28 protein-coding genes are annotated in these 25,156 nt (G+C 69.9%); 14 read left to right on the top strand and 14 right to left on the bottom strand.

Translation table 11 applies throughout. The annotated features are described in order from the left end of the window. Positions 1–164: 164 nt before the first annotated feature. Positions 165–605, bottom strand: coding sequence for a VOC family protein (locus ACFXKZ_RS43315; RefSeq protein ID WP_380010630.1), 441 nt, complete (start codon positions 603–605; stop codon positions 165–167). 275 nt (positions 606–880) lie between these two features. Between ACFXKZ_RS43315 and ACFXKZ_RS43310 the strand changes: the two genes are divergently transcribed. The 3 genes from ACFXKZ_RS43310 (at position 881) to ACFXKZ_RS43300 (ending at position 3,586) form a co-directional block, all read left to right on the top strand. Then, positions 881–1,495 carry a cysteine hydrolase family protein gene (locus ACFXKZ_RS43310; protein ID WP_380010627.1) on the top strand — a complete coding sequence of 205 codons (615 nt, stop codon included), beginning with the start codon at positions 881–883 and terminating at the stop codon, positions 1,493–1,495. Positions 1,496–1,740: 245 nt separating this feature from the next. After that, positions 1,741–2,103, top strand: a complete 363-nt coding sequence (locus ACFXKZ_RS43305) for a peptidase inhibitor family I36 protein (protein ID WP_380010624.1) — start codon at positions 1,741–1,743, stop codon at positions 2,101–2,103. Between the two features lie 163 nt (positions 2,104–2,266). After that, entirely contained in the window at positions 2,267–3,586 is a 1,320-nt protein-coding gene (locus ACFXKZ_RS43300) for an alpha/beta hydrolase (protein ID WP_380010621.1), read from the top strand. 89 nt (positions 3,587–3,675) lie between these two features. Here ACFXKZ_RS43300 and ACFXKZ_RS43295 read toward each other — a convergent pair whose 3' ends face one another. Then, entirely contained in the window at positions 3,676–4,776 is a 1,101-nt protein-coding gene (locus ACFXKZ_RS43295) for a sigma-70 family RNA polymerase sigma factor (RefSeq protein WP_380010618.1), read from the bottom strand. A gap of 180 nt (positions 4,777–4,956) precedes the next feature. Between ACFXKZ_RS43295 and ACFXKZ_RS43290 the strand changes: the two genes are divergently transcribed. From ACFXKZ_RS43290 to ACFXKZ_RS43280, 3 genes are all read left to right on the top strand, one after another. Then, a complete protein-coding gene (locus tag ACFXKZ_RS43290) occupies positions 4,957–5,085 on the top strand; it encodes a hypothetical protein (protein ID WP_380010615.1) in 129 nt (42 codons plus the stop codon). Then, positions 5,082–6,569: an MFS transporter gene (locus tag ACFXKZ_RS43285; RefSeq protein WP_380010612.1), complete on the top strand. Its 1,488-nt coding sequence runs from the start codon at positions 5,082–5,084 to the stop codon at positions 6,567–6,569. The genes ACFXKZ_RS43290 and ACFXKZ_RS43285 overlap by 4 nt, the downstream gene beginning before the upstream one ends. Positions 6,570–6,869: 300 nt before the next feature. Beyond that, a complete protein-coding gene (locus ACFXKZ_RS43280) occupies positions 6,870–7,283 on the top strand; it encodes a VOC family protein (RefSeq protein WP_380010609.1) in 414 nt (137 codons plus the stop codon). 57 nt (positions 7,284–7,340) lie between these two features. Here the strand turns inward: ACFXKZ_RS43280 and ACFXKZ_RS43275 are convergent, their stop codons facing one another. The 4 genes from ACFXKZ_RS43275 to ACFXKZ_RS43260 all read right to left on the bottom strand — a co-directional run bounded on the left by ACFXKZ_RS43275 (position 7,341) and on the right by ACFXKZ_RS43260 (position 10,444). Continuing rightward, positions 7,341–7,694 (bottom strand): VOC family protein, encoded by a 354-nt coding sequence (locus tag ACFXKZ_RS43275; RefSeq protein ID WP_380010606.1) that lies wholly within the window; start codon positions 7,692–7,694, stop codon positions 7,341–7,343. Between the two features lie 153 nt (positions 7,695–7,847). Further along, positions 7,848–8,801, bottom strand: a complete 954-nt coding sequence (locus ACFXKZ_RS43270) for a phosphotransferase family protein (RefSeq protein ID WP_380010603.1) — start codon at positions 8,799–8,801, stop codon at positions 7,848–7,850. Between the two features lie 168 nt (positions 8,802–8,969). After that, positions 8,970–9,464 (bottom strand): DinB family protein, encoded by a 495-nt coding sequence (locus ACFXKZ_RS43265; protein ID WP_380010600.1) that lies wholly within the window; start codon positions 9,462–9,464, stop codon positions 8,970–8,972. Positions 9,465–9,586: 122 nt separating this feature from the next. Beyond that, entirely contained in the window at positions 9,587–10,444 is an 858-nt protein-coding gene (locus tag ACFXKZ_RS43260) for a LysR family transcriptional regulator (RefSeq protein WP_380010597.1), read from the bottom strand. A gap of 94 nt (positions 10,445–10,538) precedes the next feature. Here ACFXKZ_RS43260 and ACFXKZ_RS43255 point away from each other — a divergent pair, with 94 nt between their 5' ends. Continuing rightward, positions 10,539–10,856, top strand: a complete 318-nt coding sequence (locus tag ACFXKZ_RS43255) for a hypothetical protein (RefSeq protein WP_380010595.1) — start codon at positions 10,539–10,541, stop codon at positions 10,854–10,856. Positions 10,857–10,869: 13 nt separating this feature from the next. On the opposite strand, the gene ACFXKZ_RS43250 is transcribed toward ACFXKZ_RS43255, so the two are convergent. Then, positions 10,870–11,838 (bottom strand): oxidoreductase, encoded by a 969-nt coding sequence (locus ACFXKZ_RS43250; RefSeq protein ID WP_380010592.1) that lies wholly within the window; start codon positions 11,836–11,838, stop codon positions 10,870–10,872. Between the two features lie 57 nt (positions 11,839–11,895). Between ACFXKZ_RS43250 and ACFXKZ_RS43245 the strand changes: the two genes are divergently transcribed. Next, the gene (locus ACFXKZ_RS43245) at positions 11,896–12,540 is read left to right on the top strand and encodes a TetR family transcriptional regulator (protein WP_380010589.1); all 645 of its coding nucleotides are present in this window, start codon (positions 11,896–11,898) and stop codon (positions 12,538–12,540) included. Positions 12,541–12,588: 48 nt separating this feature from the next. Here the strand turns inward: ACFXKZ_RS43245 and ACFXKZ_RS43240 are convergent, their stop codons facing one another. Further along, positions 12,589–13,500, bottom strand: a complete 912-nt coding sequence (locus tag ACFXKZ_RS43240) for an NmrA/HSCARG family protein (RefSeq protein WP_380010586.1) — start codon at positions 13,498–13,500, stop codon at positions 12,589–12,591. Between the two features lie 139 nt (positions 13,501–13,639). Between ACFXKZ_RS43240 and ACFXKZ_RS43235 the strand changes: the two genes are divergently transcribed. Next, positions 13,640–14,350 carry a TetR/AcrR family transcriptional regulator gene (locus ACFXKZ_RS43235; RefSeq protein WP_380010583.1) on the top strand — a complete coding sequence of 237 codons (711 nt, stop codon included), beginning with the start codon at positions 13,640–13,642 and terminating at the stop codon, positions 14,348–14,350. Positions 14,351–14,619: 269 nt separating this feature from the next. After that, on the top strand, positions 14,620–15,780 hold the full coding sequence (locus ACFXKZ_RS43230; RefSeq protein WP_380010580.1) for a hypothetical protein: 1,161 nt from the start codon (positions 14,620–14,622) through the stop codon (positions 15,778–15,780). Between the two features lie 479 nt (positions 15,781–16,259). Here the strand turns inward: ACFXKZ_RS43230 and ACFXKZ_RS43225 are convergent, their stop codons facing one another. From ACFXKZ_RS43225 to ACFXKZ_RS43215, 3 genes are all read right to left on the bottom strand, one after another. Next, positions 16,260–16,454 (bottom strand): hypothetical protein, encoded by a 195-nt coding sequence (locus ACFXKZ_RS43225; RefSeq protein WP_380010577.1) that lies wholly within the window; start codon positions 16,452–16,454, stop codon positions 16,260–16,262. 269 nt (positions 16,455–16,723) lie between these two features. Next, on the bottom strand, positions 16,724–17,524 hold the full coding sequence (locus ACFXKZ_RS43220; RefSeq protein WP_380010574.1) for a hypothetical protein: 801 nt from the start codon (positions 17,522–17,524) through the stop codon (positions 16,724–16,726). Positions 17,525–17,782: 258 nt separating this feature from the next. Further along, complete coding sequence (locus ACFXKZ_RS43215) at positions 17,783–18,772, bottom strand: ArsR/SmtB family transcription factor (RefSeq protein ID WP_380010571.1); 990 nt, start codon at positions 18,770–18,772, stop codon at positions 17,783–17,785. A 167-nt stretch (positions 18,773–18,939) separates the two neighbouring features. On the opposite strand from ACFXKZ_RS43215, the gene ACFXKZ_RS43210 reads away from it, so the two are divergent. From ACFXKZ_RS43210 to ACFXKZ_RS43200, 3 genes are all read left to right on the top strand, one after another. After that, positions 18,940–19,083 (top strand): hypothetical protein, encoded by a 144-nt coding sequence (locus ACFXKZ_RS43210; protein ID WP_380010568.1) that lies wholly within the window; start codon positions 18,940–18,942, stop codon positions 19,081–19,083. 283 nt (positions 19,084–19,366) lie between these two features. After that, positions 19,367–19,765, top strand: coding sequence for a hypothetical protein (locus tag ACFXKZ_RS43205; RefSeq protein ID WP_380010565.1), 399 nt, complete (start codon positions 19,367–19,369; stop codon positions 19,763–19,765). A 151-nt stretch (positions 19,766–19,916) separates the two neighbouring features. Beyond that, the gene (locus ACFXKZ_RS43200; RefSeq protein WP_380010562.1) at positions 19,917–20,732 is read left to right on the top strand and encodes a hypothetical protein; all 816 of its coding nucleotides are present in this window, start codon (positions 19,917–19,919) and stop codon (positions 20,730–20,732) included. 82 nt (positions 20,733–20,814) lie between these two features. On the opposite strand, the gene ACFXKZ_RS43195 is transcribed toward ACFXKZ_RS43200, so the two are convergent. After that, positions 20,815–21,840, bottom strand: coding sequence for an aspartate aminotransferase (locus ACFXKZ_RS43195; RefSeq protein ID WP_380010559.1), 1,026 nt, complete (start codon positions 21,838–21,840; stop codon positions 20,815–20,817). Further along, complete coding sequence (locus tag ACFXKZ_RS43190; protein ID WP_380010556.1) at positions 21,837–23,180, bottom strand: radical SAM protein; 1,344 nt, start codon at positions 23,178–23,180, stop codon at positions 21,837–21,839. Before ACFXKZ_RS43190 ends, ACFXKZ_RS43195 begins: the two co-directional genes overlap by 4 nt. A gap of 438 nt (positions 23,181–23,618) precedes the next feature. Here ACFXKZ_RS43190 and ACFXKZ_RS43185 point away from each other — a divergent pair, with 438 nt between their 5' ends. After that, on the top strand, positions 23,619–24,659 hold the full coding sequence (locus ACFXKZ_RS43185) for a YihY/virulence factor BrkB family protein (RefSeq protein WP_380010553.1): 1,041 nt from the start codon (positions 23,619–23,621) through the stop codon (positions 24,657–24,659). Positions 24,660–24,753: 94 nt separating this feature from the next. Here ACFXKZ_RS43185 and ACFXKZ_RS43180 read toward each other — a convergent pair whose 3' ends face one another. Continuing rightward, on the bottom strand, positions 24,754–24,942 hold the full coding sequence (locus ACFXKZ_RS43180; protein WP_380010550.1) for a hypothetical protein: 189 nt from the start codon (positions 24,940–24,942) through the stop codon (positions 24,754–24,756). Positions 24,943–25,156 lie beyond the last annotated feature (214 nt).

Genomic DNA, 25,156 nt, shown 5'->3' with positions numbered 1-25,156 from the left:
CCCTGCGATCGCACCATAGCCACACCCGCCCGCCGCCCGTCAGAGGCAGTTCCCTCCCGGCCGCGAACAGGGCCGCCATCCAACCCGGTTCGGCGCGTGACCCGACATCCTCACCGGCGTCGGCGGCCGACACGGTCGACCTCGCCCGGCCGTAACCTCCCTGTTCAGCGCAGTTGCTCGGCCAGGCCGACGATGATGCCGTCCGGGCCGCGGAGGTAGCAGAGCAGGTAGGTGTCCTCGAACCGGGCGATCTCGCCGACGAGTTCGGCGCCGTGGGGGCGCAGGCGGGCAATGGTGTCCTCGAGGTCGTCGACGGCGAACATGACGCGGTGCGTGCCCAGGATGTTGTGCGGCCGGTTGCGCGGCCCGGCGCTGATCGGTGCGGGGTTGCGGTACTTCGCCAGTTCGAGCCGGCTGTGCCCGTCCGGGGTCCGGAGCATCGCGATGTCACAGTGCACGCCCTCGAGTCCGGTACAGCGGTCGGCGAACCCGCCCTCGACCTCGCCCCTGCCCTCCGGTTCCATACCGAGTTCCACGAAGAACGCGATGGCGGCGTCCATGTCCTCGACGACGATCCCGACGTTGTCCATCCGCTGAATCGCCATGCCGATGTCTCCCTGTTTCTCGTGCGGCCGGTGCCGGCTGCGCTGCTGATGTTCCCGGGACGTAGCCGGTGACACGTTCTCGACATCCGCGGACCGCCGAACTCCACAAGATTCGGACCGCGCGTCGACACGGACACCGGCAGAGCCGAATCGGTGAGTCGTTCGAACGCCACCCGGCCGGCCCATGCCCGAGGTTGTCGTTGTGCCGGTGTTCCGCGTCCACGTCCGGCAGACTGGCCGGTGCCGTTGACGGTCCAGGCCACGAAGGAGCCGCCATGTCCGAGACCCTCCGCCTCGATCCGGCGAAGACCGCGCTCGTCCTGATCGAATACCAGAACGACTTCACCAGCGAGGGCGGGGCCCTCAACGGCGCCGTCGCCGCGGTGATGGCGAAGACCGGCATGCTCGCGAACACCGTGGCCCTGGTCGAGGCCGCCCGCGCCGCGGGCGTCACCATCATGCACGCGCCCATCACGTTCGCCGCCGGATACGGCGAACTGTCCCGTCACCCGTACGGCATCCTCAAGGGAGTCGTGGACGGCTCGGCCTTCGTCAAGAACACCTGGGGGGCCGCGATCGTGGACGAACTCGCGCCGGCCGAAGGGGACATCGTGATCGAGGGCAAACGCGGCCTCGACACCTTCGCGAGCACGAACCTCGACTTCATCCTGCGGAGCAAGGGGATCGAGACGATCATTCTCGGCGGCTTCCTCACCAACTGCTGTGTCGAGTCGACGATGCGCACCGGGTACGAGAACGGCTTCCGCGTCATCACCCTGTCGGACTGCGTCGCCGCCACATCCCAGGAGGAGCACGAGAACGCCATCACCTACGACTACCCCATGTTCTCGCTGCCCCTGACGTCGGCCGAGGTCATCGCCCGCCTCTGACGACACACCACACCCGCGACAGAGCGCGGCGGGCCCGAACCCACCACTCGTGCGACGCTCCCGGCGGTCGACGAGCATCCTTTCGGGTGATCGTGGGCTCGGCCGCGCTCGCAAGTGCACGCGGATGCGTACGATCCTCACGTCGGCCGCCCCGGCCACCGACGTCGCGGGTGGGCGATCGGGAGCGAAGGGGATTTCGTCGGCACCCTCGGGGGACTCCCGTCCGCGTGAAAGGAAGTGCCACCATGACCTCCAGGACGCGCGCCGTCGCAACGGCCGCCGCATTGCTGGTCGGAGCCGTCGCGATCACCGCCTCCCCGGCGACGGCGAGCACGGCTTGGCCGTGTGGTGACGGGAAATTCTGCATCTACTACGGCGCGAACGGAACCGGCGCGCACTACGAACTCGAGGACGGCGCCTCCGACCTGAGTGTCCTGTCCGGTCGGCTCAACGACCACGTTTGGTCGGTCCGGAACAACACCAAGGACGACTGGTGCCTGTTCCGCGACGCCGGCTACAGGAACAAGATCCTCAACATTCTCGACGGCCAGACCATCAACCTCCAGTCGCCGCAGCGGGACCAGGTGAGCTCCACCCGCCGCTGCTGACCCCACCACCCGGAGGCGGCGCGGCCCCGGCACGACCCGGCCGAGGCAGCACGGTGCCCGGTCGGCTCGACGTCCGCTGCAACCCTTCGCTTCCCAGTCACGTATGCCTTTGAGATCACCGGAGTCGTCGAGACACCCGGTGCGCGAAGACATGGAGGCATACATGGGGATTCGGGACTTCCGGCGAGCAACGATCGGAACTGGTTGGGCCCGAACGTGCCTGGCCGCAGCGGCCGTTGCGGCGCTGCTCGTGGTGCCGGCGCCGGCGGAGGCGGCGGAGGCGGCGGGCGGGGTCCAAGCCGGCTCGCACCGGGTCGCGTCGGTGCAATACAACCTCGGCGACCGGGCCTTCGTGCCGCCGCCGGTCGAGGCGGGCCAGTACGAGGGGGCGAACGAGCTTGCCGGGGTGGTCCATTACCCGACCGACCTGGCACGCGGGCGCTTCCCGTTGGTGGTGATCCAGCACGGTCTGTGGGACACCTGTGCCGACCGCCCGGCCTCCGTCAACCTCGCGGCGGCGCTCAAGGCCAGGGACGCGGCCATGGCGGCCGGCGACACCGCCGAAGCCGAGCGACAGCAGAAGTTGGCCGACATCGCAGGCGACAAGCTGCGCGGTTGGCCGTGTGCGCCGGGGACCGAACAAATCTCCAGCAAGAACGGATACGACTACCTCGCCCGGGACTTGGCCGCCCAAGGCTTCGTGGTGGTGTCGATCGGTACCAACGGCATCAACGCGACGTCGTTCGGGCAGGCGCCCACGGTGTACCACGCCCGAGCCGCCCTGCTCAATCGGCATCTGGCCATGTGGCAGCGGCTGTCCGCGACCGGCGGCGGCGAACTCGCGCACCGCTTCACCGATCCGCGCGACGGCAGGCCCCGCCGGGTCGACTTCCGCGGACGCGTGGACATGGCGAACGTCGGCACGGTGGGCCACTCGATGGGCGGCGGCGGGGTCATGCAGCAGGCCGCCGACCTCCGCCGGGGCGACTGGCCGGCGGGTGTGACGGTGAAGGGCGTGTTCGCCCTGGCGCCGACCAGCAACTGGGACAACGAGCCGGTCACCCACGTCCCGTTCGCGGTGATGTGGGGTACGTGCGACGCGGTGCGCGGTGGCAACTACTTCGAGTGGAACGCCGGACGGAACACCGTCCCGATCCACAAATTCACCGTACACGGAGCCAATCACGCCTTCTTCAACACCCAGTGGTCACCGAGCAGCGGCCAGGTCGGCGCGCAGGACGACGCGGTACCGGGCAGCAAGCCCGGTACCTGCCTCTCCCAGGACGATCGCAAACTGGACGAGGTTTCGCTGACCGAGCCCACGCAACGCACCCTCACGAGTGCGTACGCCTCGGCGTTCTTCCGCCGCTACCTCCACGGTGAGACCGGGTTCGACCCGATCCTGTCCGGCACGCGGCGCCCGCCGGGCGTGCCGGCCGACGTCGTCGACACCCAGGCCGACCACCCGCTCCCGACCGGCTGAGCACACGCACCTGACGGGCCGCCCGAACCGGCCCGTCAGGTCCCGGCCGAAGAGGGGAACGCCGGCAACAGGACGGCGCCGCACGTCCGTCAATCCGGTTCGGGGAGGGTTCGGGGAAGTCCGAAGCGGGTCAAGACGTTGGCGGTGAAGCCGGTGATGGCGGCGATGTGATCGCCGGCGACGGTGACGACCAGGAGCGCGTAGGCGCGGTGGACGCCGGCGTGGGGGTCGGCCACGTACAAGCCGAAGGCCGGCTGCCCGTTGGCGCGGGTGGGTACCACGCGGTAGCCGCGGCCGGGGCGGAAGGTGACTGCGGCGAAGAAGCGTTGGGCCGATTCGATGCCGCGGTATTCCAGCATGGCCGGGGGCATGGAGATTCTCACGTCGGTGACGAGCAGGTCGATCAGGGCGTCCAGATCGGCGCGTTCCAGGGCGTCGGTGAGCCGGGTCACGAGCCGGTGTTCGGCGGCGGTGTCGGGTCGGCGGGCGGGTATGCGGCTGCCTGTGCGGCCTGCTCCGTTGGCGTCGGCGTTGGCGTCGACATTGACGTCGGCGTCGGCGAGGCGGTTGTCGACGGTGGCGCGGGCGCGTTTGAGGGCGCTTTGTACCGACTCCCGGGTGGTATCGAGCATCTCGGCCACCTCGCTCGCGCGGTAGCCGAGCACGTCGCGCAGCACGAGTACGGCGCGTTGCCGCGGCGGCAGCAGTTGCAGGGCCGTGATGAACGCGAGCGAGATCGCCTCGGTGGTCTCGTAGCGGGCCTCCGGTCCGGGGCGCTGGTCGACGAGGCGGTCCAGCAGTACGTCGGGGTAAGGCTCCAACCAGGACGGGGCGTCCCCGGCGCCGCTGGGTTCGGGCAGGGTGGCCTCGGGCAGCGGGAGGGTGATACGGGGGCGGCGGCCGTCGGCGCGCAACATGCTCAGGCACCGGTTGGTCGCGATCCGATACAACCAGGTCCGCAGCGACGACCGTTGGCCGAAGTCGCCCAGGCCGCGCCAGGCGGACACGAGGGTTTCCTGGAGCGCGTCCTCGGCGTCCTGCAGTGACCCGAGGATGCGGTAGCAGTGCACCTGCAACTCGTGGGAATGGCCCTGGACCAGGTCGTGGAACGCGTGGTGGTCGCCGGCCCGGGCCCGAGCGATCAGGTCGGTCGTGTCCATCTCCGTCTCCATCCCCATCTCCACCGGCATGCATCATCCTCGCTTTTCTTCTTTCCGCAGGGGCGTACGGTGCGCCTACCGATACAGACGCCGCCGGGCCCGCGCATTGGGCGGTGTCCGTGCGCCCGATTCATGGCCGGGCCGGTGTCTACCCGGTTGGAGGCGGCCCCGGTCCGGGGCCGCCCCGCATACGGAACAGGACCACAGACCATGACCGAGTACGTTTTCTCCTTCCGCGCGCCCTCCGACCACGCGCCCCACGCCGGGACGGCGGCCGAGTGGCGGGCCTGGTTCGGCGGGGTCGAGGTCGGCCCCATGCCGGAAGCCGCCGCGTCATGAGCGACACCACGACCGCGTCGACGCCGCAGGGGTCGTTCCTGGCGACCGGACGCGGCAAGATCACGCTGGCGCTGCTGTGCGCCGTGACGTTCCTGGACGTCATGGACGGCTCGATCGTGAACGTCGCGCTGCCGACCATCCGCACGGATCTGGGGTTCTCGGTGCAGAACCTGCAGTGGGTGGTCAGCGGCTATCTGATCACCTATGGCGGATTCCTGCTGCTGGGTGGCCGGGCCGGGGACCTGCTGGGCCGGCGGCGGCTGCTGATCGCCGGGACCGTGCTGTTCGCGGCCTCCTCGCTGGCCTGCGGGTTGGCCGCCGGTCAGGGGATGCTGGTCGGCGGCCGACTCGCCCAGGGCTTCGGGGCGGCGATGATGTCGCCGGCCGCGCTGTCCATCCTGACCACCACGTTCCAGGGCGCCGACCGGCACAAGGCGTTGGGCGTGTGGGCCGGGATCAGCGGGGCGGCGTCGGCGGTCGGGTTGCTTTTCGGCGGGCTGCTCACCCAGGAGTTCGGCTGGCGGTGGGTGTTCTTCGTGAACCTCCCGATGTGCGCGCTGGTGCTGTTCGGGGCGCTGCGGATCCTGAAGACCGACCACCGCCGGTCCGTGCCGGGCGACTTCGACGCACTCGGCGCGATCCTGGTCACCGCCGGCATGCTGCTGCTGATCTTCACGCTGGTCAAGGCGCCGGACGCGGGCTGGGGTGCGGGACGCACCATCGGCGGACTGGTCGCCTCGGCGGCGCTGATGGCCGCGTTCGGGGTCAACGAGCAGCGGCGCGCCCATCCGCTGGTCCCGTTGTCGATCTTCCGGATCAAGGGGCTGGCGGCGGCCGATGCCACCCAGGTGATCGCCTGGGCCGGGTTCTACTCGATGTTCTTCTTCGTCACCCTGTACATGCAGAACGTGCTGGGCTATTCGCAGCTGCGTTCCGGGCTCGCGTATGTGCCGGTGAGCGTCGGCATCGGGTTCGGCTCGACCGTGGCGACGAAGATGTTCGTGCGCACCGGTACCCGTCCGATCATCGTCTCCGGTGCGCTGCTCGCCGCCGGCGGCATCCTGTGGCTCTCCCGCATCCCGGTGGACGGCACCTATCTCGGCAACCTGCTCGTTCCGTTGGTGATCATGGGGACCGGGCTGGGGCTGCTGTACGCGGGTGTACAAACGGCCGCCAACGCGGGCGTGCCGGAGGATCAGGCCGGATTGGCCGCAGCCCTGATCACCACCTCCTTCCAACTCGGATCGGCGCTCGGCCTGGCCGTGTTCAGCGGGATCGCGACCAGCCGTACCAACCACCTGCTCGCCGCCCACGCCTCGCCCGCGCAGGCACTCACCGCCGGATTCCAGCGGGCCCTGCTCATCGGCGCCCTTTGCCTCGTGGCAGCCGGAGCCATCGCGCTACGCGCCTCCAACACCCGCGGCGAACCCGCCGGGACACCGGAGACCCGGCACAACCCGAAACCCTCCTACGACCCCGCGTGACACAACACAACGATCCCGGGACGGCGGGCGTGCAACGCCGTCCCGGGATCGCCTTGACGGTGTGGGGCGCGCCACGATGCCCACCCTGCCGGTCATGCGGCCCGAACCACGGCAACCGATGGACTGCTGCTCCGGAATCCCCTCGTCGGCGGGGCGATGAGTTCGCCCGCCGCCCGCAGTCTTCCACTGTGACACCCACCCGTGTCCGTGTTTGTTCGTGTTCGTGGAGGAGAGATGAAGGCCGGAATGAGCAACCCGATTCGGCTGTCGCCACCGGGTGCGCCGACCCGAGGAGGCCGCGTGAAGACGCTCTTCGTTTCCTACCGTGTCACCGACCTGGACCACTCGCTCGGGTTCTACACCGCGCTGGGCTACGTCGAACTGGGCAGGGTCCAGGCAGGCGACGCGGGTCACCTCGCGATTCTCGCCTTCCCCGGCGAACCGGCGGCCTCGCTCGAACTGGTCCACCGCTCCGACGGCGGACCCGTCGACGTGGGTACCGGTTTCGACCACCTCGCGATCCAGGTCGACACACTGGCCGCCACCGTCGAGCGGCTGACCGCCGCCGGCCTGGAGCCGGGACCGGTCCGGTACCCGGGCGGCCCTCGCGGCCCGAAGACATCGTGGCTCACCGACCCGGACGGCTACCGAATCGAACTGGTGGAGTGGCCCCCCGACCACCCCGACGGCATCACCGCCGCGGACTTCTCCTGAGCACACCACCGAACACCCGGCGCGGCCTGCGCTCAGCGCTTCCGCCGGCGCTTTCGCTCAGCTCTGCCGCTCGCTCAGGACGCAGAACTCGTTGCCCTCCGGGTCGAGGAGGGTCACCCAGTGCTGCTCGCCCTGCACGGTGTCGGCGCGCCGGGCACCGAGGGAGAGCAGCCGGGCGACCTCGGCCTCCTGGTCGTCGGGGCGGAAGTCGGGGTGGAGCCGGTTCTTCGACGTCTTGCCCTCGGGGACAGGCACGAAGAGCAGCCCCGGCATCCGGTCCGGCTCGGGTCGGATCTCGATGATCTCCTCGGATTCGTCGACCACCACCCAGCCCAGAGCCTCGGCCCACCAGCGCCCGAGAGCGACAGGGTCGGCGGAGTCGACGATGATCTGTTCCCATTCCAGTGCCATGGGCCCGAGCATAGACAGGACCGGCGGCCCTGGCTCATGGCCCCCTGGCAGTGACAGGAGAGGGAGTCCCCCGCCTGGAGGCAGCCCCGTTTCCCCCTCCACCGGATACCGGCTTCGAGACCCATGATCGGCGGTGTCTCCTCGCGCCTCGGCTCAGGTCCGGGCGTTCATCAGCGCGGTGACATAGGCATCCAGTCGCTCCTCAACGGTTCGCGTGGTCAGGTCTGGTCTTCCTGCCTCTCGCCATGTCCGCGCCACCAACCGCACTTCCTCCGAGGCTGCCAGGCCGTCCCGGACCAGCCAGTACCGGCGTTCGTTCGCGTCCGCGGCCGGCGCCCCGCCGGCCTGCTCGTACGCCTCGGGAAACCGTAGACCCCACGCCGGGCCGTGCAGTAGTGCGAGATTGACGGAGCAGTGCGCCACGTCGAGATCCGCGGGGCCCCAGGAGGTTGCCGCCCAGTCGACGACCCCCGTGATGCGGGCGGCTGCGGGCCTTGAAGGCGGCGTGTCGAACAGTACGTTGCCCGGCTGGAAGTCCCGGTGCAGAAACCGCCCTTCGTAGGACGGCGGTGGCTTGCGGATGACGTCGACGGCGGCGCGCCAGGCCGCCGTGTCGGCGCCCTTCGGAATCACGACAGTGTCTGCGGTCGTCAACGCCACATACTCTCGGGGCCGCCGGGCGGGCCGCAACGCGTGAATCGCCACGAGTTGACGGGCCAACAGGGGGATGCGCCCCTCCAAGCCCTCGTCGTCGAGGACCGTCCGGCCCGCCAGGTGTGTCATGAGCAGCGACGGATGCTCGCAGTGTGCGGCGGTCGGATCGACCGCGACCAGCCCGGGAGCCGGCACGCCGGTTCCCGGGAGCAGGGACAGGGCATCGGCCTCGCGGTGCAACCAGTTCTCGGCGTGTTCCACGTCGACGAACGTCCGCAGCACCAGGTGGCGGGTGTTTCCGCCTCGCGTGCGGATGGTCAGCTTTCGCATCTCGGCGGTCAGGCCGCCGTACAGCACCTCGGTTCCGACAATGTGTTCACCGGCCTCCACGTGCCGGCTCACCCAGGCCAGGGTCGACGGTCGGACAGTCGCCGCCTCATCGTGTTTGGTCACCGGCCCACCTCATCATCCGGCGGGCTACCCGCACGAACCCTTTGCAGGAAGCGATAGCCGTGCGACTCGGCCCGGCAAGCCGGATCTGCCTCATCACCTCGCTCGACGCTGTCGCGTAGCCCACCACGGGGACCACCGCCGCAACCCGTGGGCCGCGCGGCTCCCTCGTCAGGTGATGACCAGTCGCTGTCGGCCGTCGACGAGTTCGCGAACGGCGTCCAGGTGGCCGGCGTGGGTGGCGGTCTCGGTGATCACGTGCAGGACGACCTCGCGGAGGTTGTCGTACCGCCAGTCGGCGAAGAAGTCGGGCCACCACCTCGGGGCCGCGTCCAGGTCGGCGCCGGCCAGGAAGGTGTCCGCGAGTTCGCCTTCCCGGCGGTAGAGGGCGAAGATCTCCTCGGCCGTCTTCCGGGGGGCGGGCCGCCACGCGTCCTCGGACCCGAGGATCTCCTCGATCGCCGTTTGTTCTCCCGCGGCGACCGCGCGGAACCAGAACTTCTCGTCGTCCAGGGCAAGATGGTGCACCAGTCCCAGACACGTCCAGCCGGACGGGAGTACGGGGCGCCGCAGTGCCTCCTCGTCCAAGCCCTCCAGGATGCCCAGGACGTGCCGGCGCTTACCGTTCAGGACGTGGAGCAGCGTGGTCAGTTCGGTGTCGGCCATGGGCCGGACCGTATCCCGTTCCTCCGACGCCGGCCGGCCGTGCTTGTCGCCGACGGGCAGCGCGCCCCTCGGACCATGGTCGCCGAGGCGAACGGCAGTCGATGCCGGGAGCATCCGTGTTCTTACGTCGTCCCTGCAGCGTCCACCGCGGCGGCGATGAAGGAGGCGACCAGTCTGCGGCGGTCGTTTTGCGACCAGGCGAGGACGAGTTCGCTGTTGGGGGCGTCGATCACGGGCCGGTAGACCAGGTCGGGGTGCATGGGCTGGGCCAGGGAGCGGGGCAGGATCGCGATGGTGCGTCCCAGTCTGATCATGTGCAGGGCTTGCGCCGCGTCCGTGACCTCGGGTCCCTGCCCGGCCTCGGGCACTCCGGTCCAGCGCACGCCTTTCCAGCGGGGCAGTGTTTCCTGGGCGAGGTCGGCGAGAGTGACCTGCGAGCGAGTGGCGAGCCGGTGGCCCGGCGGCAGGATCGCGACACGTCCTTCGACCGTCAGGGTTTCGTGGTCCAGGCCGGTCATGTCGTCGAACGGCGCGTACAGCAGGGCGACATCGGCGCGGCCGTCGCGGACGTGATCGGCGCGATCGGTGGCTCCGCCGAAGAGGATGTCCACCTGGCGGGCGTCGGGCCGGCCGGCGTAGGCGGCCAGGATGCCGGACAGGAGGTTCGCGTCACCGCCGGGTTTGATCACCAGGCGCAGGTGGGGTTGCCGATCGCCGGCCCGGCGAGCCTTCTCGGCAGCCGCGCCGACGGCGTTGAGGGCGTGCCGGCCATGGTGCAGGAGCGCTTCGCCGGCGGGGGTGAGGGCGACGTGCCTGCTGGAGCGCTCCAGCAACTGCACTCCGAGTCGGGATTCCAGGCGGCGGATCGCCTTGGACAGGGCCGGCTGCGCGATCGCCAGGCGGGCCGCGGCGCGACCGAAATGCAGTTCTTCGGCGACCGCGACGAAGTACTCCAACTCGCGGGTTTCCAGCTCGGCCATGCCGACAGGCTACCGCCCGATCCATTCCCCCAGGGCATTGAACGAGAACGGATGGATCTTGGACGGGCGCGAAAAATGCCTGTTCGCTGGGGGCATGATTCACCACACGATGATCGTCGCTTTCGACAATCCGATTCCCGCGAGTGAGCTGGATCGATACCTGGAGGAGTTCGAGGAGCTTGTGAACGGATCCGGTCCGGTCGAGTCGTTCGCGGCCCGGCATCACATCCGCGTCCCGGGCGACGACCACGCTCCGGTGGCCATTGCCAGTGCCATCCTGCAACTGCGCCTGACCGACCTCGACGCCCTGAACGCGACCTTCGCCATGCCCGGGGCGGTCGACCTCATCAAGCGTTGGCAGGGCCGCCACCCGTACAAGGTGGTCTGGGTCAACCACGAGCCGCTGCCGTAGCGTCCCCGAGGCCCTACCGACCGGGCGGCGCCGGTCGATCGGCCGGTTCCGGGATCGGGAAGCGGACGCCGGTCAGGTCTTCCGACAGCTGCCACAGGCGGCGTCCGGTGTCGGCGTCGGACGCCGCGCGGGCCAGGGGCACGCGGGTCGGTGCGCCGCGGAGTTCGGCGAAGCCGTCGGGGCCGATGAAGTCCCCGCCGCGGACATCGGGCGAGGTGGCCGCGTACAGCAGCGGGAGCGCGCCGCGGTCGGGGGTTTGGGCGAGCGGGGCCAGGATCCGGCCGTACAGCAGCCTGACCACGCCCGACGGCGCCGCCGTCTGGAGGTTGGTGGCGGTGTAGCCGGGATGGGCGAGCACGCTGCGGACCGGGCCGGCCGCGGCGCTCAGGCGCAGGTGGAGTTGCCGGCCGAAGACGGCGTTGGCGAACTTGGCCTGGTTGTAGAAGCGCATGGGGGAGTAGGAGCGTTCGCCGGTCGGGTCGTCGAAGTGGAGGCGGCCTCGACGGTGGTTGGTGGAACTGACCGTGACCACCCGCGGGTCGTGTCCGCGCGCGAGTGCGCCGAGCAGCAGGCCGGTGATCGCGAAGTGGCCCAAGTGGTGTACGGCGAACTGGAGTTCGTGCCCCTGGCGGGTGAGCGTCCGGGGCGGCGCCATTACCCCGGCGTTGTTCACCAGGAGATCGATGCGCGAGTGGTCGACGCGCAGTGCCGTGGCGAACGCGCGGACGGAGTCCAGGTCGGCCAGGTCGACGGTGCGGACCTCGACGGAGGCGGCCGGGTGCTCGGCGGTGATCGTGTCCGCGGCGCGGCGGCCCCTGTCCGGGTCGCGTACCGCGAGGACGACGTGTGCGCCGTGGCGGGCGAGCGCCCGGGCCGTGGCCAGTCCGAGGCCGCTGTTGGCGCCGGTGACGACGGCGACACGGCCGGTCTGGTCGGGGATGAGGTCGGCGGTCCACCGCCGGCGTGGTGCTTCCGAAGACATGCGGCACACACTGCCTTCCATGTCACTCGGTGTCAACCATGACTTGATGCGTCATGCATGGCATCGCGATACGATCGGCGGGTGACCCCGCGAACCGAGACCACCCTGGCCGAGCGGAAACGCCTGCTCGTCGCCGACGAGCTGAGCCGATCCGCCCTCACCCTGCTCGCCGAACGCGGATACGACGCGGTCACCGTCGACGAGATCGCCGCCGCCGCAGGCGTCTCGAAGCGCACCTTCTTCCGGTACTTCGCCTCCAAAGAGGACGTCATCGTCCGGTTCTTCGCCGACATGGGCGCCGCGATGCACGCCCGGCTCGCCGAAGCCCCGCCCGACGAACCCCCTTCCGTGTCGCTGCACGCCGCCGTCGCGGCGGCCCTCGCCCCGTGCGCCGGGCACGACGACTACGCCGAACGTGCGCTGCGCGTCGTGCGCCTGATCCTCGACACCCCCGCGCTGCGGGCTCGCTTCCTCGAACAGCAGGCCGCTTGGCGCGACGACCTGGCCGCCGAACTCGCCCGCAGGCAGGGCCTGGACGCCGACGCCACGCTGTACCCCCGGCTTGCCGCGGGCACGGCGCTCACCGCGTTCGACACCGTGCTGTACCGCTGGAGCAGCGGCGACGGCACCGCCGATCCCGGCGAACTGACCGCCCGGGCCTTCGCGGTCATCGCCCCCGCGCTGGACGCGGTCGAGGTCTGAGACTTCGGGCGGCGGCCGGGCGCCGCGCATGCCCCCTCGCCCGTCTGCTCAGTCGCGTCGGCCCGCGGCGGCGTCGAACCGGGTCGGCAGACGGGCCCTGCCGAAGCGGTCGAGCCAGGTACGGAAGTCCATGACGCCCGGGTGGGCTTGACGCAACGGGGCGAGGTCGGTGTCGTAGAAGGTGGCGTTCGCCCAGGTGAAGACCTTCGCGGCCTCGGGAGCGTGTTCCCACAGGACGTCGATCGGGATTCGGGTGTGCGGGACGGGACGTCCGACCGCCGCGCCGAGCTCCGCGGCGATCCGCGGGGCGGTGAGCCGGTCGCCGGTCAGGTCGACGGCCCGGCCCAGGTAGGTGTCCGGGTCGGCGAAGGCCAAGGCGGCGAAGGCGCCGATGTCGTCGATGGCGATGAGCTGCATGACCAGGTCGTCGTGCCACGGGACGTTCAGTGAACCGTTTTGGAAGAACCGCGCGGGGCTGGTGAAGTCCTCCATGAACCCGGCGGGGCGAAGGATCGTCGCGGGTATGCCCAGTGCGCGGATGTGCTCCTCGATCCGCCACTTCTCGATCTGCCCCCAACCCCGTTCCAGATAGAAGCGGTTCTGGCTCTCCGCGCCGCCGACCGACGAGAACACCAGGTGCCGCACGCCCACGACCTTCGAGGCGTTCGCGACGTTGATGCCCTGGTCGAGTTCGTTGTCGTTCGCGGCCTGGACGCTGTAGAGCCCGTACGCACCGCGTGCCGCCTCCTCGATGGAGGCGCGGTCGTCCAGGTTGCCGCAGACCAACTCGGCTCCGGCGGCGGCGAGTGCGCGAGCCGCCGGCGTGGTGTCGTCCCGGACGAGGGCGCGGACGTGCCAGCCGCCCGCGAGCAGGTGGCGGGAGGTGGCGCCGCCCTGGTTCCCGGTCGCGCCGGTGACCAGGACCGTCTTGCCGCGGGAGGGCTTGGAAGGGGTGTTCATGTCTCGGCTCCTGTTGTCGTGGTGGTGCCGCTCGGTCGCGGTGACGCCAGCGGGCTGTGACGGTATGACGAAAATCGAAAGTTAGTCAACCGCAAGTGTCGTTTGACGATTTCTCGAATCCAGTCATAGGCTCGGGAGTGTGAGTGCCCATCCCGAACGACTCCGCGACCCGCATCAGCGCACCGAACGGGCCGCGCGCATCCTCGACGTCGCGGCGGATCTGCTGGCACGCCACGGCTACCGGCGGGTGACCATGGACGACGTGGCTGCCGAGGCGGGCATCGGCAAGGGCACCGTCTACCTGCACTGGAAGACCCGCGAGCAGTTGTTCGGCGCGGTCTTCGCGCGAGAGGTACTCCGCGCGGTGGAGAGCCTGCGGCGGGCGCTTCAGCGGGACCCGCACACCTGCCTGCTGCACAACTTCGCCCGTGTGTACTTCCTGGCGATCGTGGACCGTCCGCTGCTGCGCGGACTGCTCCTGGGCGACCCCCACCTGCTCGGCAAGTTGGCCGGCTCGCCCGACACGGCCCGCGACGACCGGCATGCCGCGACGGCGCGCGGCTACCTCACGCTGCTCGCCGAGCACGGCCTGCTCCGCGACGACCTGAGCGTGGACGAGATCGGCTACGCCTACCAGGCGACCTTCGAAGGCTTCCTGCGTGCCGAGGGCTCGACCGCGACGGGCGGCCCGGAGCAGCACGCCGAACTGCTCGCGCGGACCATCCGACACGCCTTCGAGAACGACCCGCCCCCGAACCTCCCGTTCCAAGATCTCGCCGCCACCACCAGCGCACTGCTCGGCGACCTGATCACCGCCGACCGCACCGCTTTCGACCTGCCCGAGACCTGAGCACACCCGACCGCTTCATGGATGACGGGGACGCTGGTCTATGCGGAGCCGTTCCGGCGGCATGACGCAGTCGGCCTGCGCGACCCCGACGCACAGCGACGCCGACAGGCCTCGTGGGGTGGCTGTTCACCCCGCCCCGACCTCGACCTCGGCTCGGCCGGGCAGTCGAGATCTCGTGCCCGCCGACTCCCGACTCTGTGGTCGCGCGGTGCTCGGCAACGTTCGGGTTTGGGTGCCGGGGAGGTGTTCGTTTCCTTACGATCTCCGGCATGCAGACGTGGTTATTGCGCGCGAGGATGTCGTTCGTCGTGGCCGTGTTGGGTGCGGCGGTGTCGGTCGGAGGCTGCAGCGGCGACTCGGACTCGCGCGGGAAGCCGGCGATCCCCGCGGAACGGACGGGCCCCTCGCCCGGTGGAACGGCCAAGGACGGCGGCGTGGACGGTGCGAAACTGGCCACCGCCGATGCGTTGATCGTGTTCGAGTGCGGTCTCGGCGAGCCGGGTTCGGAAACCGGATTCAAACTGTCGGCGTGGTCCGCGCGAGACGGTCGCCGATTGGCCGCTGTCCAGGTGCCCCTGCCCGACAAGGCGGATCTGGCGTGGGGGTGCGGGTCGGGCGGAAACGCCTCGTCGGTGCGGCAGATGTTCGATCGCGATCTGACCACCGTCGCCGTCGCGCTGCCCGTGGGCAACGGCACCGGCGCGCGGGCCGGCGCAGTGAACCTGATCACCGGGGCGGTGGTCGGCCCGACACCCGCCGATGAAGGCTTCGGCCGCACGCCCAGGGAGGGCGATGCGGTCATCCATCCCCGGACCGGGGACCTCTGGTACATCGACGCGGTTGCCCACAAGGTGATGTCGCGACCGCTGACGGCAGCGGCACCCACGACCGACCACGGGCCGGATCAGGGCTCCGGTCTGGTCCTGACCGGGAACACCCACTGGATGCCGTCCTTCGTCGGCTCGTCCGGCTTCGCGGCCAACCCCTCTGGCACGTACGGTGCGTTCACGACGTTCAACGAGACCCTTCTGCAACCCCGGCAGGCACCCGAGTCGTCCGCGCGCGCCTTCGACCGGAGCAACGTTCCGGGGACGACGTATCTGCCCGGCGACAAGCCCGCCCCGATGTGCGGGCCGCAACTGTGGCTCGACGACCATCGGTTGATCTGTCGCACCGCCGACAACCTGGCCCTGGTGACCTTCGCCGACGACTACTCCGCCGTCGCGTCCACGCGTGATCTACTCCCGGCGAACGACCGCCAACCCGATCACCCGGTGGTCTCGCGCGACGGCGCCTCCATCGCGTTCCTCGCGACCCAGGGCGACCGGCAATCGTTGTACACACAAGACCTCGCCCCGGGAGCGACCCCACGCAAGGTTGTCGACCTGCCGCCCGGAACACGCAACCGCTACCTGATCGAATGGCGTTGAGAGCCACCACGCCCGCCGACGGCCGGTGACTCCCGATTCCACGACTCGCGGCCGAGGCCGCCGAGATCGTCGGCCGCTGCTCCGCGATCGACGCCGAACGGGCCCTGCCGACGCGGGCCGAGGACGCCGGCTGACGATGCGCCGGCGCGGCGCGGCGAGCCGCATCCAGTCGGTCGCGGACGGGCGCCGGTGTCGTGCCGACCGGCGCCCGTCCGCGACCCGCTTACGGCCCGGCTGCGGGGCACAGCCCGCACGGCACGCCGCTTGGCGAATGTGTGGACCCCACAACCGGGCACCCGGCCACCCTGGCACCGATCCGGGCCCGGTGTCCGAGATTCACCCGAAACAGGCCCGACGGCGGCGCGCCGATGCGGTACGGCGCAACCCCGGCGACGGGGGTGCGCCGTACCGCCGCACGGCCGAGGTGCCCCGGGGCGACGTTCGGGCGGACCGAGGTCGGCCCCGGGGGTGTTGCTCGGTTAGCCCGCGAAGCCGAAGGCGCGGTCGGCGTCGCCGACCAGGAAGAATTCGCCCTGACCGTGATGACCTTCGCCGAACGCGACGATGGTCGCGGACTCCTGGCCGCCGAAGGCGTCGGCCTGGGCGGTGCCGGCCCCGAAGATCGCGGTGATCCCGGTCAGGACGACGGCCGCGGCGACAGTACGAATACGCATGTTCTCTCCCAAGGTTCGTGCTCGAATCTCGAAGCACGATCACATCAGACATAACGGCACGAACTATGACATTAACCCAATCGGGGGCGATGTCGCGTGCCGCGAGATGCCGGCGCGGCCCGGGCCGCGCCTACGTTGTCGCCGTGACCACGGTCGACATCAACCGAGACGGGTCGCGGCGGCGGAACGTGGAACCGGCGTCCGAGGCGGCCGAGATCGTCGGCCGCCGGCGCCCCGGCTCGTCGGGGAACGGTCTGTAGCGAGGCGGATCACCGGCCGGGCCGCCGCGTGTCCTGTTTCGCGGCCCAGGTTCGCAGCCGGGTTGCGGCCTCTTCGTGTGACAGGGGGCCGTGTTCGAGATGCAGATCCTGTAGATGACGAGTGGCCGCACCGATCAGTGGGCCCGGAGGTATGCCGAGCAGTGCCATGATCGCCTTGCCGTCCAGAGCCACCGGGACGTTCGGGAGTCTCCTGGATTTCTCGAACTCCGCTGCGGCGAGCGCCGTTCTCTCATCCTCCGCCGACCGCGCCCGATGCCACTCGTCGTAGGTCGCCGCCCATTGCGCGGCCCGTCCGGCCGACTGCCAGCCGTGTGTGTCCTGCTCCCGACCGAGCCCCACTTCCAGGAACAGGTCGTGGTGATCCGCACCCCCGATGCCGGCCGGAACGACATCGAGCAGCGCGAGCGCGGCGTTGATCGGCCAGTCCTCCCGTGGACCGGTGAAGTCCCGGGCATGGACCGGACCCCACACCCTCGCGCCGTTTCGCCACACCGCGGCAATCTGGTATCCGTCTCCTCCGTGGAAGTCCGCCTCCACGCACGCGATCGGCCCGCCACGCGACCAGTGGCCCAGGGTCTGCTCAAGAACCGCGGACATCACCGCGCGTGGTCGACCGCGCCCGGCACCGTCCCGACCGGCGGGGTCGGCCGGCTCCTCGAAGAGTCGTTCGGTGACGGGCATCAGCCCCAACCGCCGTCGGAGCGGGGCGACAACCGCTTCCCCGATCCCGGCGGTCCGGTTCCTGAGCAGGTCGAAACTCCCGACGACGGCGCTGAGTTCGTACGGCATTCCCGCAGGGTAGCCGCAGCCGCACCGCCGCCCCACGGACGAGCACGACCCGGCCCGCGCCTCCTCCGCCGCGCCGCCCACCACCCGGCGAGCAATGCGCACCCCCACCATTCAGAGTGAAGCGCTCAGTGCCGGCTATGAACCGCCTCGGTGGATGGGCCGACCGTCCACCGGCCCACCCCGGGAACGGCGGGCCGCGGTCGAGCAGGATGGCCGGTTGGTACCGCTCGCGGGCCCCGAGCCGCATCTCCTCGGCCGTCACTCGTCGATCGCCGTCAGCCTCTCCCGCCGGTACACCACGTGCTTGCCGTCACGCCGTCGATCGACCAACCCCGCGCGATACAGCAGTTGCAGGTGATGCGACGCGGTCGAGCGCGCCACGCCCAGCCGGACGGCGACCTCCGCGGTCGTGGCACCGCCGGTCGTCTCGGCCAGGATCAGCGCACGCGTTTCCCCCATCACCTCGCCGAGTCCGGTCGCGGCCGGCTTGCGGCCCCGCTGGTCGCGCCCCGTGCGGCGATCGGGCAGGGCCGGATAGTGAATGATCGGGCTGCGTCGATCGGGAGATCCCGGGGGGTCGATGGCGAACCGCGTGCGGTGGAACCACGGTGAGGGTTGGAAGATCAGGCGCGGCTCGGCGAGACGGGCCCCACGCGGATGCGGATACCGCAACCCGATGTCGATCCCACCGCCGTTCCAGAGCACACACGCGTCGAGATTGTCGATCGCGGCCACGAGTCCCGCACCTGCCGCCGCACGTGCCCGGGAGGCGATGTCGGCCTCCAGACGGTCGCGGATGCGCGGCCAGTCGGGTGCAAGGACGATCCGGAACAGCCGGGCGAGCTGATCCGCGGCGGTCTGCATCAGGTCCGCTTCGCCCTGCTCCGTCGCGCGGGCGAGCTTGCCCGGTAACTTCCCCCCACCGGAGATGATGGCGATCTCATGCCGGATCCGATCGGTTCCGGTGGCGGTGATCGCGTGCAACTCCTCGTCCAGATCGCCGATGTGCGCCGCCGGCAGCGGACGCAGGAAGTCCGGACAATAGCCGTGCGCACCCGGGGCCCCGAGCGTGGCGAGCGTCCCGAACCCGCCCCCGGTCAGCGCCGCAACGGCCCGCTCCCGGATCCCGCGTGGCACACCTGCCGGGTACTCGTGCAGGGCCATGAGCAGGTCGGCGGTGACGGTGACGGGCGAGATGGCGAAGCGGCTGCGCGCCAGGGCGTCCGCCGACAGATCGATACGAATCATGACACCTCTCCGGGTCGTCGAGGGGCAAGTGTCGACAGCTGTCGAATCGTTGGGCACCACCGCGGCCGGCGGCGCACCATCTTTTCGAACGGGCTCTCTCGAAGGCGGCACGGCCGATACCCACCCGGTGTCGACGTGATCGTGCCGCCGGCAACGGAAGGACAGTCATGAATCCTCGTCGATGGATCGTGCGCGCCATCCTCGCCGTCGTCGTGGCCGTGGCCTGCGCCACCGCCTCTCCGAGAGCGGCGACGATCGAGCACGGGTCCGCCCACACGATCGCCGCCACCGCCATCGAGTACGGCCTGTAGGCGGGCTCGCCACCGCGGTTCGGCCGCCGTGCCTCGGCAGGCGGTCGCCCCGACGCACGGCACGGCCGGCCACGCAGCTCCGCCCCGCACGTGTCCACTTCCACGTCCGCCCCCGCCCCCGCACGGTCCCCGCCCGCGTTCGATGCCACGGTACCGGCGCGCTCGGGAAGACGGCGATCCTTCCGACCGACGTCGCAAATCCGGTGCCCCACAAGGCGCGGGGGTGCACACCGCACCAGGTCCCATCGGCAGTCCGACATCACACAAGGAGCACCGATCAGCCATGTCTCGTAACCGGAAGTTTCTCGGCGTGCTGGCGCTCGCCGTATCCTGCGCCACCATCGGCGTCACCGCGGGCACCGCGGAGGCGAAGGTGATCTACGCCAACAGCATCGACGAACACAATTCCTACGACGTCGAGGGCAGGACCGGGCAATACCAGTTCACCACCAACAACTGGGACAGCCGCTACCAGCGTTACCAGCAGTCGTTCGTGTGGGTCAGCGGCGGGCTCGGCGGCAAGGACATGGCCCACTGCCTCCGGGGCAACGGTACCGGGAACTGGTACGAGTCCTCGATCGTCGCCCGCAACGGTACGAACTCCTCGCACTACGACTGCTCCGGAAACGGCACCTACAACCGCGGTTACGACCAGGTGGCCGTCGACCTGGGCAACTGGTGAAACGCACGTGAGCACGTGCTCACGTGAGCGCATGAGCACGTGAGCGCATCAGCGGACGCCCCGGTGCATGTCCCGCGCGGACCGCACCGGGGCACATCCTCTTCGGAAGGCGAGGACGGGAACAATGCCCGGCATACGCACAGTTCTTCCGGTGGCCGCAGCCGCGAGCGTGGTCGCCATGGTCGTGGCGGGTTTCGTCCTGCGACCGTCGGACGATCCCGGCCAGAGCGCACAGGCGAAGGCCGAGACCCGCCGCTTCGTACTGATCCTGGCGCACGCCTTCGATCAGTCGGAGTCCGCCCGGTTCGATGTGGAGGTCGCCGCCCGCACGGAGGCGCTGACCTCCGCCTGCATGGCCTCACACCACCTGCGGTACACGCCCAAGGACCCGCGCAGCGTGGTCGACGTCGAGGACGCGTCCGACTTCTCGAGTTCGGACTACGCGCGAGAACGCGGCTTCGGCATCTCGGTCTTCCCGCATTTCGCCCCGGCCACGGCGGACGACGCGTACCTGAAGTCCCTGTCCACCGCCGACCTCAAGACCTACGACGCCCGCCTGTCGGGGTGTTTCGATCACGCGCAGCGCACGACGAACAGGGAGTACGGCATCGCGCAGGCCAACGCCGAATGGGCGCGGATCGACGACGCCGTGCAACACGATCCGCGCTATCGATCCGCGCTGGGGGAGTGGAGGGCATGTGCGGCGGCGGCCGGGCATCCCGCCGAATCCCGTCTCTCGCTGATCGACGCCCTGCGCAAGGACTATACGTCGGTGATGACGGATGTCCGGGGTGGCGGCCCGGCGTTGCCGCAGGATCGATTGGCGGCGCAGGCGGCCCGGAGCCCCGGGTGGCAGCGATTCCACCAGGCCGAAGTCGACGCCGCGACAGCCACGTTCGGCTGCTCACAGGTCACCGACCGCACCTACGTGTCCATCTTCCTCGAGTACCTCGACCGCAACGGCTGACGACGACACACCGCCTCGCCCGGCGCCCGGAACGTGATGCCGGCATCCGCGTCCTCGTATACGGCCAGGTCCACCGATGGTTTCATCGTGTCCCCGCCGGCGTCGGGCCGAACGTGTCCGCAAGGCTGGTCAGGACGGAGCCGGACCAACCGCTCTCCCCGAACACGCCGACCGGCACGGCGAGCACGCCGTACTCGCGCCGAAGCCTCTCCGCCGGCATGTCGACCGGGAAGAAGTAGTTGCCGGGACAGGTCCGGCTCGCCGGGGGAATCGCCCCGAGCACCTCGTCCGGCAGCCGTGCGAACAACCGCTCGGCGCGTGCGGCCAGTTCGTCGACGACGAGCCGGGGTACGTCACCGTGCTCGATCAGCAAACGGTCGGCGAGCCTCAGCTGTGCCGGCGTCGGCGGATCCGCCCGGAACGCCTCGGCGGCTTCGGCCGAGTCGGCGTGCCCCGGGCCCAGCAGGACCACGCCGAACGTCCGCGGCCACAACCATCCCTTGGTGACCGAATGCAGCAGGACCGCACGACCGGTGTCCAGCAATCGCCGTGTACCGGCGGCGAACGGGGCGCCCAGGTCGTAGACGCTGTCGATCAGCAGTCGGCGGCGTGGTGACACCTGCAACCACGAGATCACCGCGGCGCACTCGGCATCGGACAGGTATCGGCCCAGCGGCTTGCTGGGGTTGGCGAGCAGTAGGTATTCGGGCCGGTCGTCCGCCGGCGACTCCGGCAGGACCGGTGCCGGTAGCGTCGGGTAGGACGCCGGCGTAAGCCCTGCGGCGCGGGCCAGGTCGAAGTAGACCGGATACACGTCGCCGGGCAGCCACAACCGCGCGTGCACGGCGCGCAGCCGGTGGAACACCACACCGAGCCCGTGCCGGACCCCTCGACAGACCATGGCGTGGCGGGACCACTCCTCCGGCAGCTCGAAGCGCCGCAGCCAGGCACGGGCGAGATCGCACCGGTGCACCGTACGCGTGTCGGTCGGCGCTTCCGGTCGCAGCGGAGCGAGCGCTCGGTACACGTTGGTCTCGGCGGCGTCCAACAGCGGTGAGGCCGACCGGAGTTGCCGCTGCCGGAATTCCTGGAACACGTCGAACCTCATGCCGTCGCACCTTCCGCCACGATCTCGCCGGCCCGGTCCTCCAGGGAGGCGTAGCAGCGTCCGTCGGCCATGACGTTCCAACTGCGGGCGATCCCGTTGCTGCGTTCCCAGAGCAGGCTGGGTTCGGTGTACGCGGCGATCCGCATCGGCCGTCCGTCCCAGCTGCCGTGGTAGACCGGCGCACCCCAGGGCAGGCGGCTCGCCGGTTCGAGGCCGTGCCGCTCGGCGAACCGGGTGACGACGGACAGCGAAACCTGGTGCTCTCGGCTCCAGAGGTTGGCGGCGCGGTCGAAGTAGAGCGACTCGGTGCTGGTGGATACGTAGAGTTCCTTGAAGCAGACTTCGTCGACACCGAGAGCCGCGGCCCACGAAAGGTAGTCGGCGACGTCGGCCTCGTCGGCGACGCCGCCGTGTTGGAGCACGCAGATCAGCCTCATCCGCAGGCCCGGCCATCGGTCGCGTCCCTCGCGCCAGGTGTCGATCACGGAGCTCACCGGCGTACGTAGCATCATCAGCCGCTCGTTGACGGTGTCGTCCTGATGGTGTCGGGAGACCGCCAACACGCTCAGACCCGCCGCGCTCAGGGCCGCGAGACGGTCGGCCCGGTCGGCGTGCGGGCCCTTCGCCAGGGTGTGTGCGTTGGTGATCAGGACCACCTTGGGGAAGGCCGCCGAGCAGGCGGATATCAGTCGCAGCTGCTGTTCGAACGGTATGAGCGTGGGCTCCCCACCGCCGGTGATCACGGCACGCTCGGCGCCCGCCGTACGGGCGCGCTCCAGCCAGTACTCGACCGCGTCCCACGGAACCCGTGCCGGCGGCTGATCGCTGGAGATCGAAGCCGAGGAGAAGCAGAACGAACACCGGGCTTGGCAGGCGGATGCGACCGGCAGAAACGAAACCGAGCGCGGTCGTATGTCGGCGTAGCGACGCAGTGCCGAACCGTGCAGGTGCAGGGAGGCCGCCATCGCATCCTCGACGGTTGTCGCACGCAGGGTGAACTCGTCGCCCGCCTGGTCGAGTTCGTGAACCGCCGACAACCGGATGCGGGCCTCGTGCAGTTCCATGCCGAGGCCGGTCGACACGTTGGGTACCAACGTGTCGGGGTCCACCGTGGTTTCCAGCACCAGCAGCCGATCGCCCGGAATGGCCAGACGGTCCAGCAGGCGTCGTGCCTTGCCGATGCCGATCCCCAACTCCGTACGGGTCAGCAGGTGGAATCGGTCGGGATGAGTACTCTCCGGAATTCCCGCCTTGCCGTAGGCGAACGCGTACTTGTCGAAGCCCTTCGCGAAGTTCGACAAGACGATGACGTGGAAGCGCTGGTCGTCGCTATGGTTCATCCGGTCATCATGCATGAACGGGGCCGGGTGACCCGGGTGGATTTTTCTACCACGGGAACGTGCTGTCCCGAGGGCGAGGGCGGCGCGCCGTGGCCGTCGCCCGCTCCGTCACGGCACGTTCACTCGGCCCGGCCGCACGGACCGGGGATTTGACCGCGGAGCTGCTCGTGGCGGCGCCGGTGGCCGAGGTCACGGCCACCGAACCGTACGATCCTGCGTGACATGTGACGTCTCCTGGGTGATCGCGCGTCGGGCCGTCGACGGCGACCGGCCGCCGGCGCCCGCCGGGCGGATGTGGGCGAGGAACGACTCGGGGATGGGGCACCTTGCCCGCGCCCCTGGCCGAAGGCCGATGGGGGGCGCCCCTATCGGCTTCGTTCCGACAGGATGGGGCGTCGAAGCCGGCATGAGGTGGGCCCGGGCGGAAATCCGTCGGATATGACACGCGCATCGCGACACGGACGCCAAGGGGACGACGCCGATCGTGCGATCGAGGTGGGTCCCTCCGAGCAGGTCGAGGAACGAGAGCCCGCCGAGCCCACCGAGTTGTCCAAACGCGCCTGGTGGGCGGTGCTGCGCGGTACGGTCAAGGAATTCAGGGACGACGAACTCTCGGACCGGGCTGCGGCCTTGACCTACTACAGCGTCATGGCGCTGTTCCCCGGCCTGCTGGTGATGATCTCCCTCCTGGGTGTCGCCGGTGAGTCCGCCACCGAGCAGGTGCTGGACAATCTGCACACCTGGGCGCCGAGTTCGGTACGTGACGTGATCAGCGACGCGGTGCGGCAGTTGCGCAACGACGGCGGCCTGGGTTCGCTGCTGGCGGTGGTGGGTCTGGTGATCGCCGTGTGGTCCGCGTCCGGCTATGTCGCCGCGTTCATCCGCGCCTCCAACGCCGTCTACGACATGCCCGAGGGCCGGCCGGTGTGGAAGATCCTTCCGCTGCGGCTCGGCCTGACCGTCGCACTGATGTTGTTGGCGTGTGCGAGTGCGCTGATCGTGGTCTTCACCGGTGCTCTTGCCCGGCACGTGGGTACCGCGCTGGGCGTCGGCGACGGCGCGCTGACGGTGTGGTCGATCGTGAAGTGGCCGATCCTGGTGGTGGTCGTGACGATGATGATCGCGATCCTGTACTGGGCCGCGCCCAATGCCGCCGGTCGTGGCTTCATGTGGGTAACTCCCGGCAGCCTCGTGGCCCTGGCGATCTGGATGCTCGCCTCCGCCGGCTTCGCCTTCTACGTCGCGAACTTCGCCTCCTACAACAAGACGTACGGAACGCTCGCGGGCGTGATCATCTTCCTGGTGTGGTTGTGGATCACCAATCTCGCGGTCCTGCTCGGCCTCGAGTTCGACGCCGAACTCGCCCGGCGACGCGCGATCGCCGGCGGGCTTCCCGAGGACCGGGAACCGTACGTCCGTCCGAGGGACACCCGCAAGTGGACCGCCGAGGACCGCCGCCGCCTGGAGGGGACGTCCTGAGGCCGGCGGGTATCGGGCGGCGTCGGGGCAGGCACCGATCCTGTCGGCGGCGGCACCCGACGCCGCGAAGTGGCTACGACTCGGGTTCCGTGGGCTACCGCTTCTGCGCTCGGTAGCGCTTCATCAGCGTTGTGATCGTTTCCGGGGTCGCTTGAGCGTTCAACGCGACCACGAGCTCGTCGGGACACAGCTCGTACAGGTCGCCCCACCACCGGCGCGCCCTGTTGTCCCGGATCCGATAGCCGCCGGGCACCCCTCGCGCCACGTACCTGCGCCGACTCAACCCGACCTCCGTCCGACCCGCGTTCACTGGAGAATCGCTCCCGGGCATCCGGTGGATACCGGTCCCGGACGGCCAAACCGTATACCGGTGGTGGGCACACCCTCATCCGATTTCTCGCGCTCGGACATCTCAACGGCCCTTGTCCGCACAAGCCATGTCGTTGGAGAACGGCGGAACTCGTGTTCTCAAGCGACATGGCAACCGTCCGGCTCGC

Source organism: Embleya sp. NPDC059237 (assembly GCF_042754105.1).
In the GTDB taxonomy this organism is placed as follows: Bacteria; Actinomycetota; Actinomycetes; order Streptomycetales; family Streptomycetaceae; genus Embleya.
This window is presented reverse-complemented; position numbering and strand designations above follow the sequence as displayed.

Excerpts from the sequence above, each read along its gene's own strand:
- ACFXKZ_RS43190 (WP_380010556.1), bottom strand. The coding sequence starts at position 23,180 with ATGAACCATAGCGACGACCAGCGCTTCCACGTCATCGTCTTGTCGAAC.
- ACFXKZ_RS43205 (WP_380010565.1), top strand. The coding sequence starts at position 19,367 with ATGTCTCGTAACCGGAAGTTTCTCGGCGTGCTGGCGCTCGCCGTATCC.
- ACFXKZ_RS43185 (WP_380010553.1), top strand. The coding sequence starts at position 23,619 with ATGACACGCGCATCGCGACACGGACGCCAAGGGGACGACGCCGATCGT.
- ACFXKZ_RS43220 (WP_380010574.1), bottom strand. The coding sequence starts at position 17,524 with ATGCCGTACGAACTCAGCGCCGTCGTCGGGAGTTTCGACCTGCTCAGG.
- ACFXKZ_RS43265 (WP_380010600.1), bottom strand. The coding sequence starts at position 9,464 with ATGGCCGACACCGAACTGACCACGCTGCTCCACGTCCTGAACGGTAAG.
- ACFXKZ_RS43275 (WP_380010606.1), bottom strand. The coding sequence starts at position 7,694 with ATGGCACTGGAATGGGAACAGATCATCGTCGACTCCGCCGACCCTGTC.
- ACFXKZ_RS43195 (WP_380010559.1), bottom strand. The coding sequence starts at position 21,840 with ATGAGGTTCGACGTGTTCCAGGAATTCCGGCAGCGGCAACTCCGGTCG.
- ACFXKZ_RS43225 (WP_380010577.1), bottom strand. The coding sequence starts at position 16,454 with ATGCGTATTCGTACTGTCGCCGCGGCCGTCGTCCTGACCGGGATCACC.
- ACFXKZ_RS43315 (WP_380010630.1), bottom strand. The coding sequence starts at position 605 with ATGGCGATTCAGCGGATGGACAACGTCGGGATCGTCGTCGAGGACATG.
- ACFXKZ_RS43240 (WP_380010586.1), bottom strand. The coding sequence starts at position 13,500 with ATGAACACCCCTTCCAAGCCCTCCCGCGGCAAGACGGTCCTGGTCACC.
- ACFXKZ_RS43245 (WP_380010589.1), top strand. The coding sequence starts at position 11,896 with ATGGCATCGCGATACGATCGGCGGGTGACCCCGCGAACCGAGACCACC.
- ACFXKZ_RS43250 (WP_380010592.1), bottom strand. The coding sequence starts at position 11,838 with ATGTCTTCGGAAGCACCACGCCGGCGGTGGACCGCCGACCTCATCCCC.
- ACFXKZ_RS43210 (WP_380010568.1), top strand. The coding sequence starts at position 18,940 with ATGAATCCTCGTCGATGGATCGTGCGCGCCATCCTCGCCGTCGTCGTG.
- ACFXKZ_RS43305 (WP_380010624.1), top strand. The coding sequence starts at position 1,741 with ATGACCTCCAGGACGCGCGCCGTCGCAACGGCCGCCGCATTGCTGGTC.
- ACFXKZ_RS43230 (WP_380010580.1), top strand. The coding sequence starts at position 14,620 with ATGCAGACGTGGTTATTGCGCGCGAGGATGTCGTTCGTCGTGGCCGTG.
- ACFXKZ_RS43260 (WP_380010597.1), bottom strand. The coding sequence starts at position 10,444 with ATGGCCGAGCTGGAAACCCGCGAGTTGGAGTACTTCGTCGCGGTCGCC.
- ACFXKZ_RS43255 (WP_380010595.1), top strand. The coding sequence starts at position 10,539 with ATGATTCACCACACGATGATCGTCGCTTTCGACAATCCGATTCCCGCG.
- ACFXKZ_RS43290 (WP_380010615.1), top strand. The coding sequence starts at position 4,957 with ATGACCGAGTACGTTTTCTCCTTCCGCGCGCCCTCCGACCACGCGCCC.
- ACFXKZ_RS43295 (WP_380010618.1), bottom strand. The coding sequence starts at position 4,776 with ATGCCGGTGGAGATGGGGATGGAGACGGAGATGGACACGACCGACCTG.
- ACFXKZ_RS43300 (WP_380010621.1), top strand. The coding sequence starts at position 2,267 with ATGGGGATTCGGGACTTCCGGCGAGCAACGATCGGAACTGGTTGGGCC.
- ACFXKZ_RS43215 (WP_380010571.1), bottom strand. The coding sequence starts at position 18,772 with ATGATTCGTATCGATCTGTCGGCGGACGCCCTGGCGCGCAGCCGCTTC.
- ACFXKZ_RS43310 (WP_380010627.1), top strand. The coding sequence starts at position 881 with ATGTCCGAGACCCTCCGCCTCGATCCGGCGAAGACCGCGCTCGTCCTG.
- ACFXKZ_RS43285 (WP_380010612.1), top strand. The coding sequence starts at position 5,082 with ATGAGCGACACCACGACCGCGTCGACGCCGCAGGGGTCGTTCCTGGCG.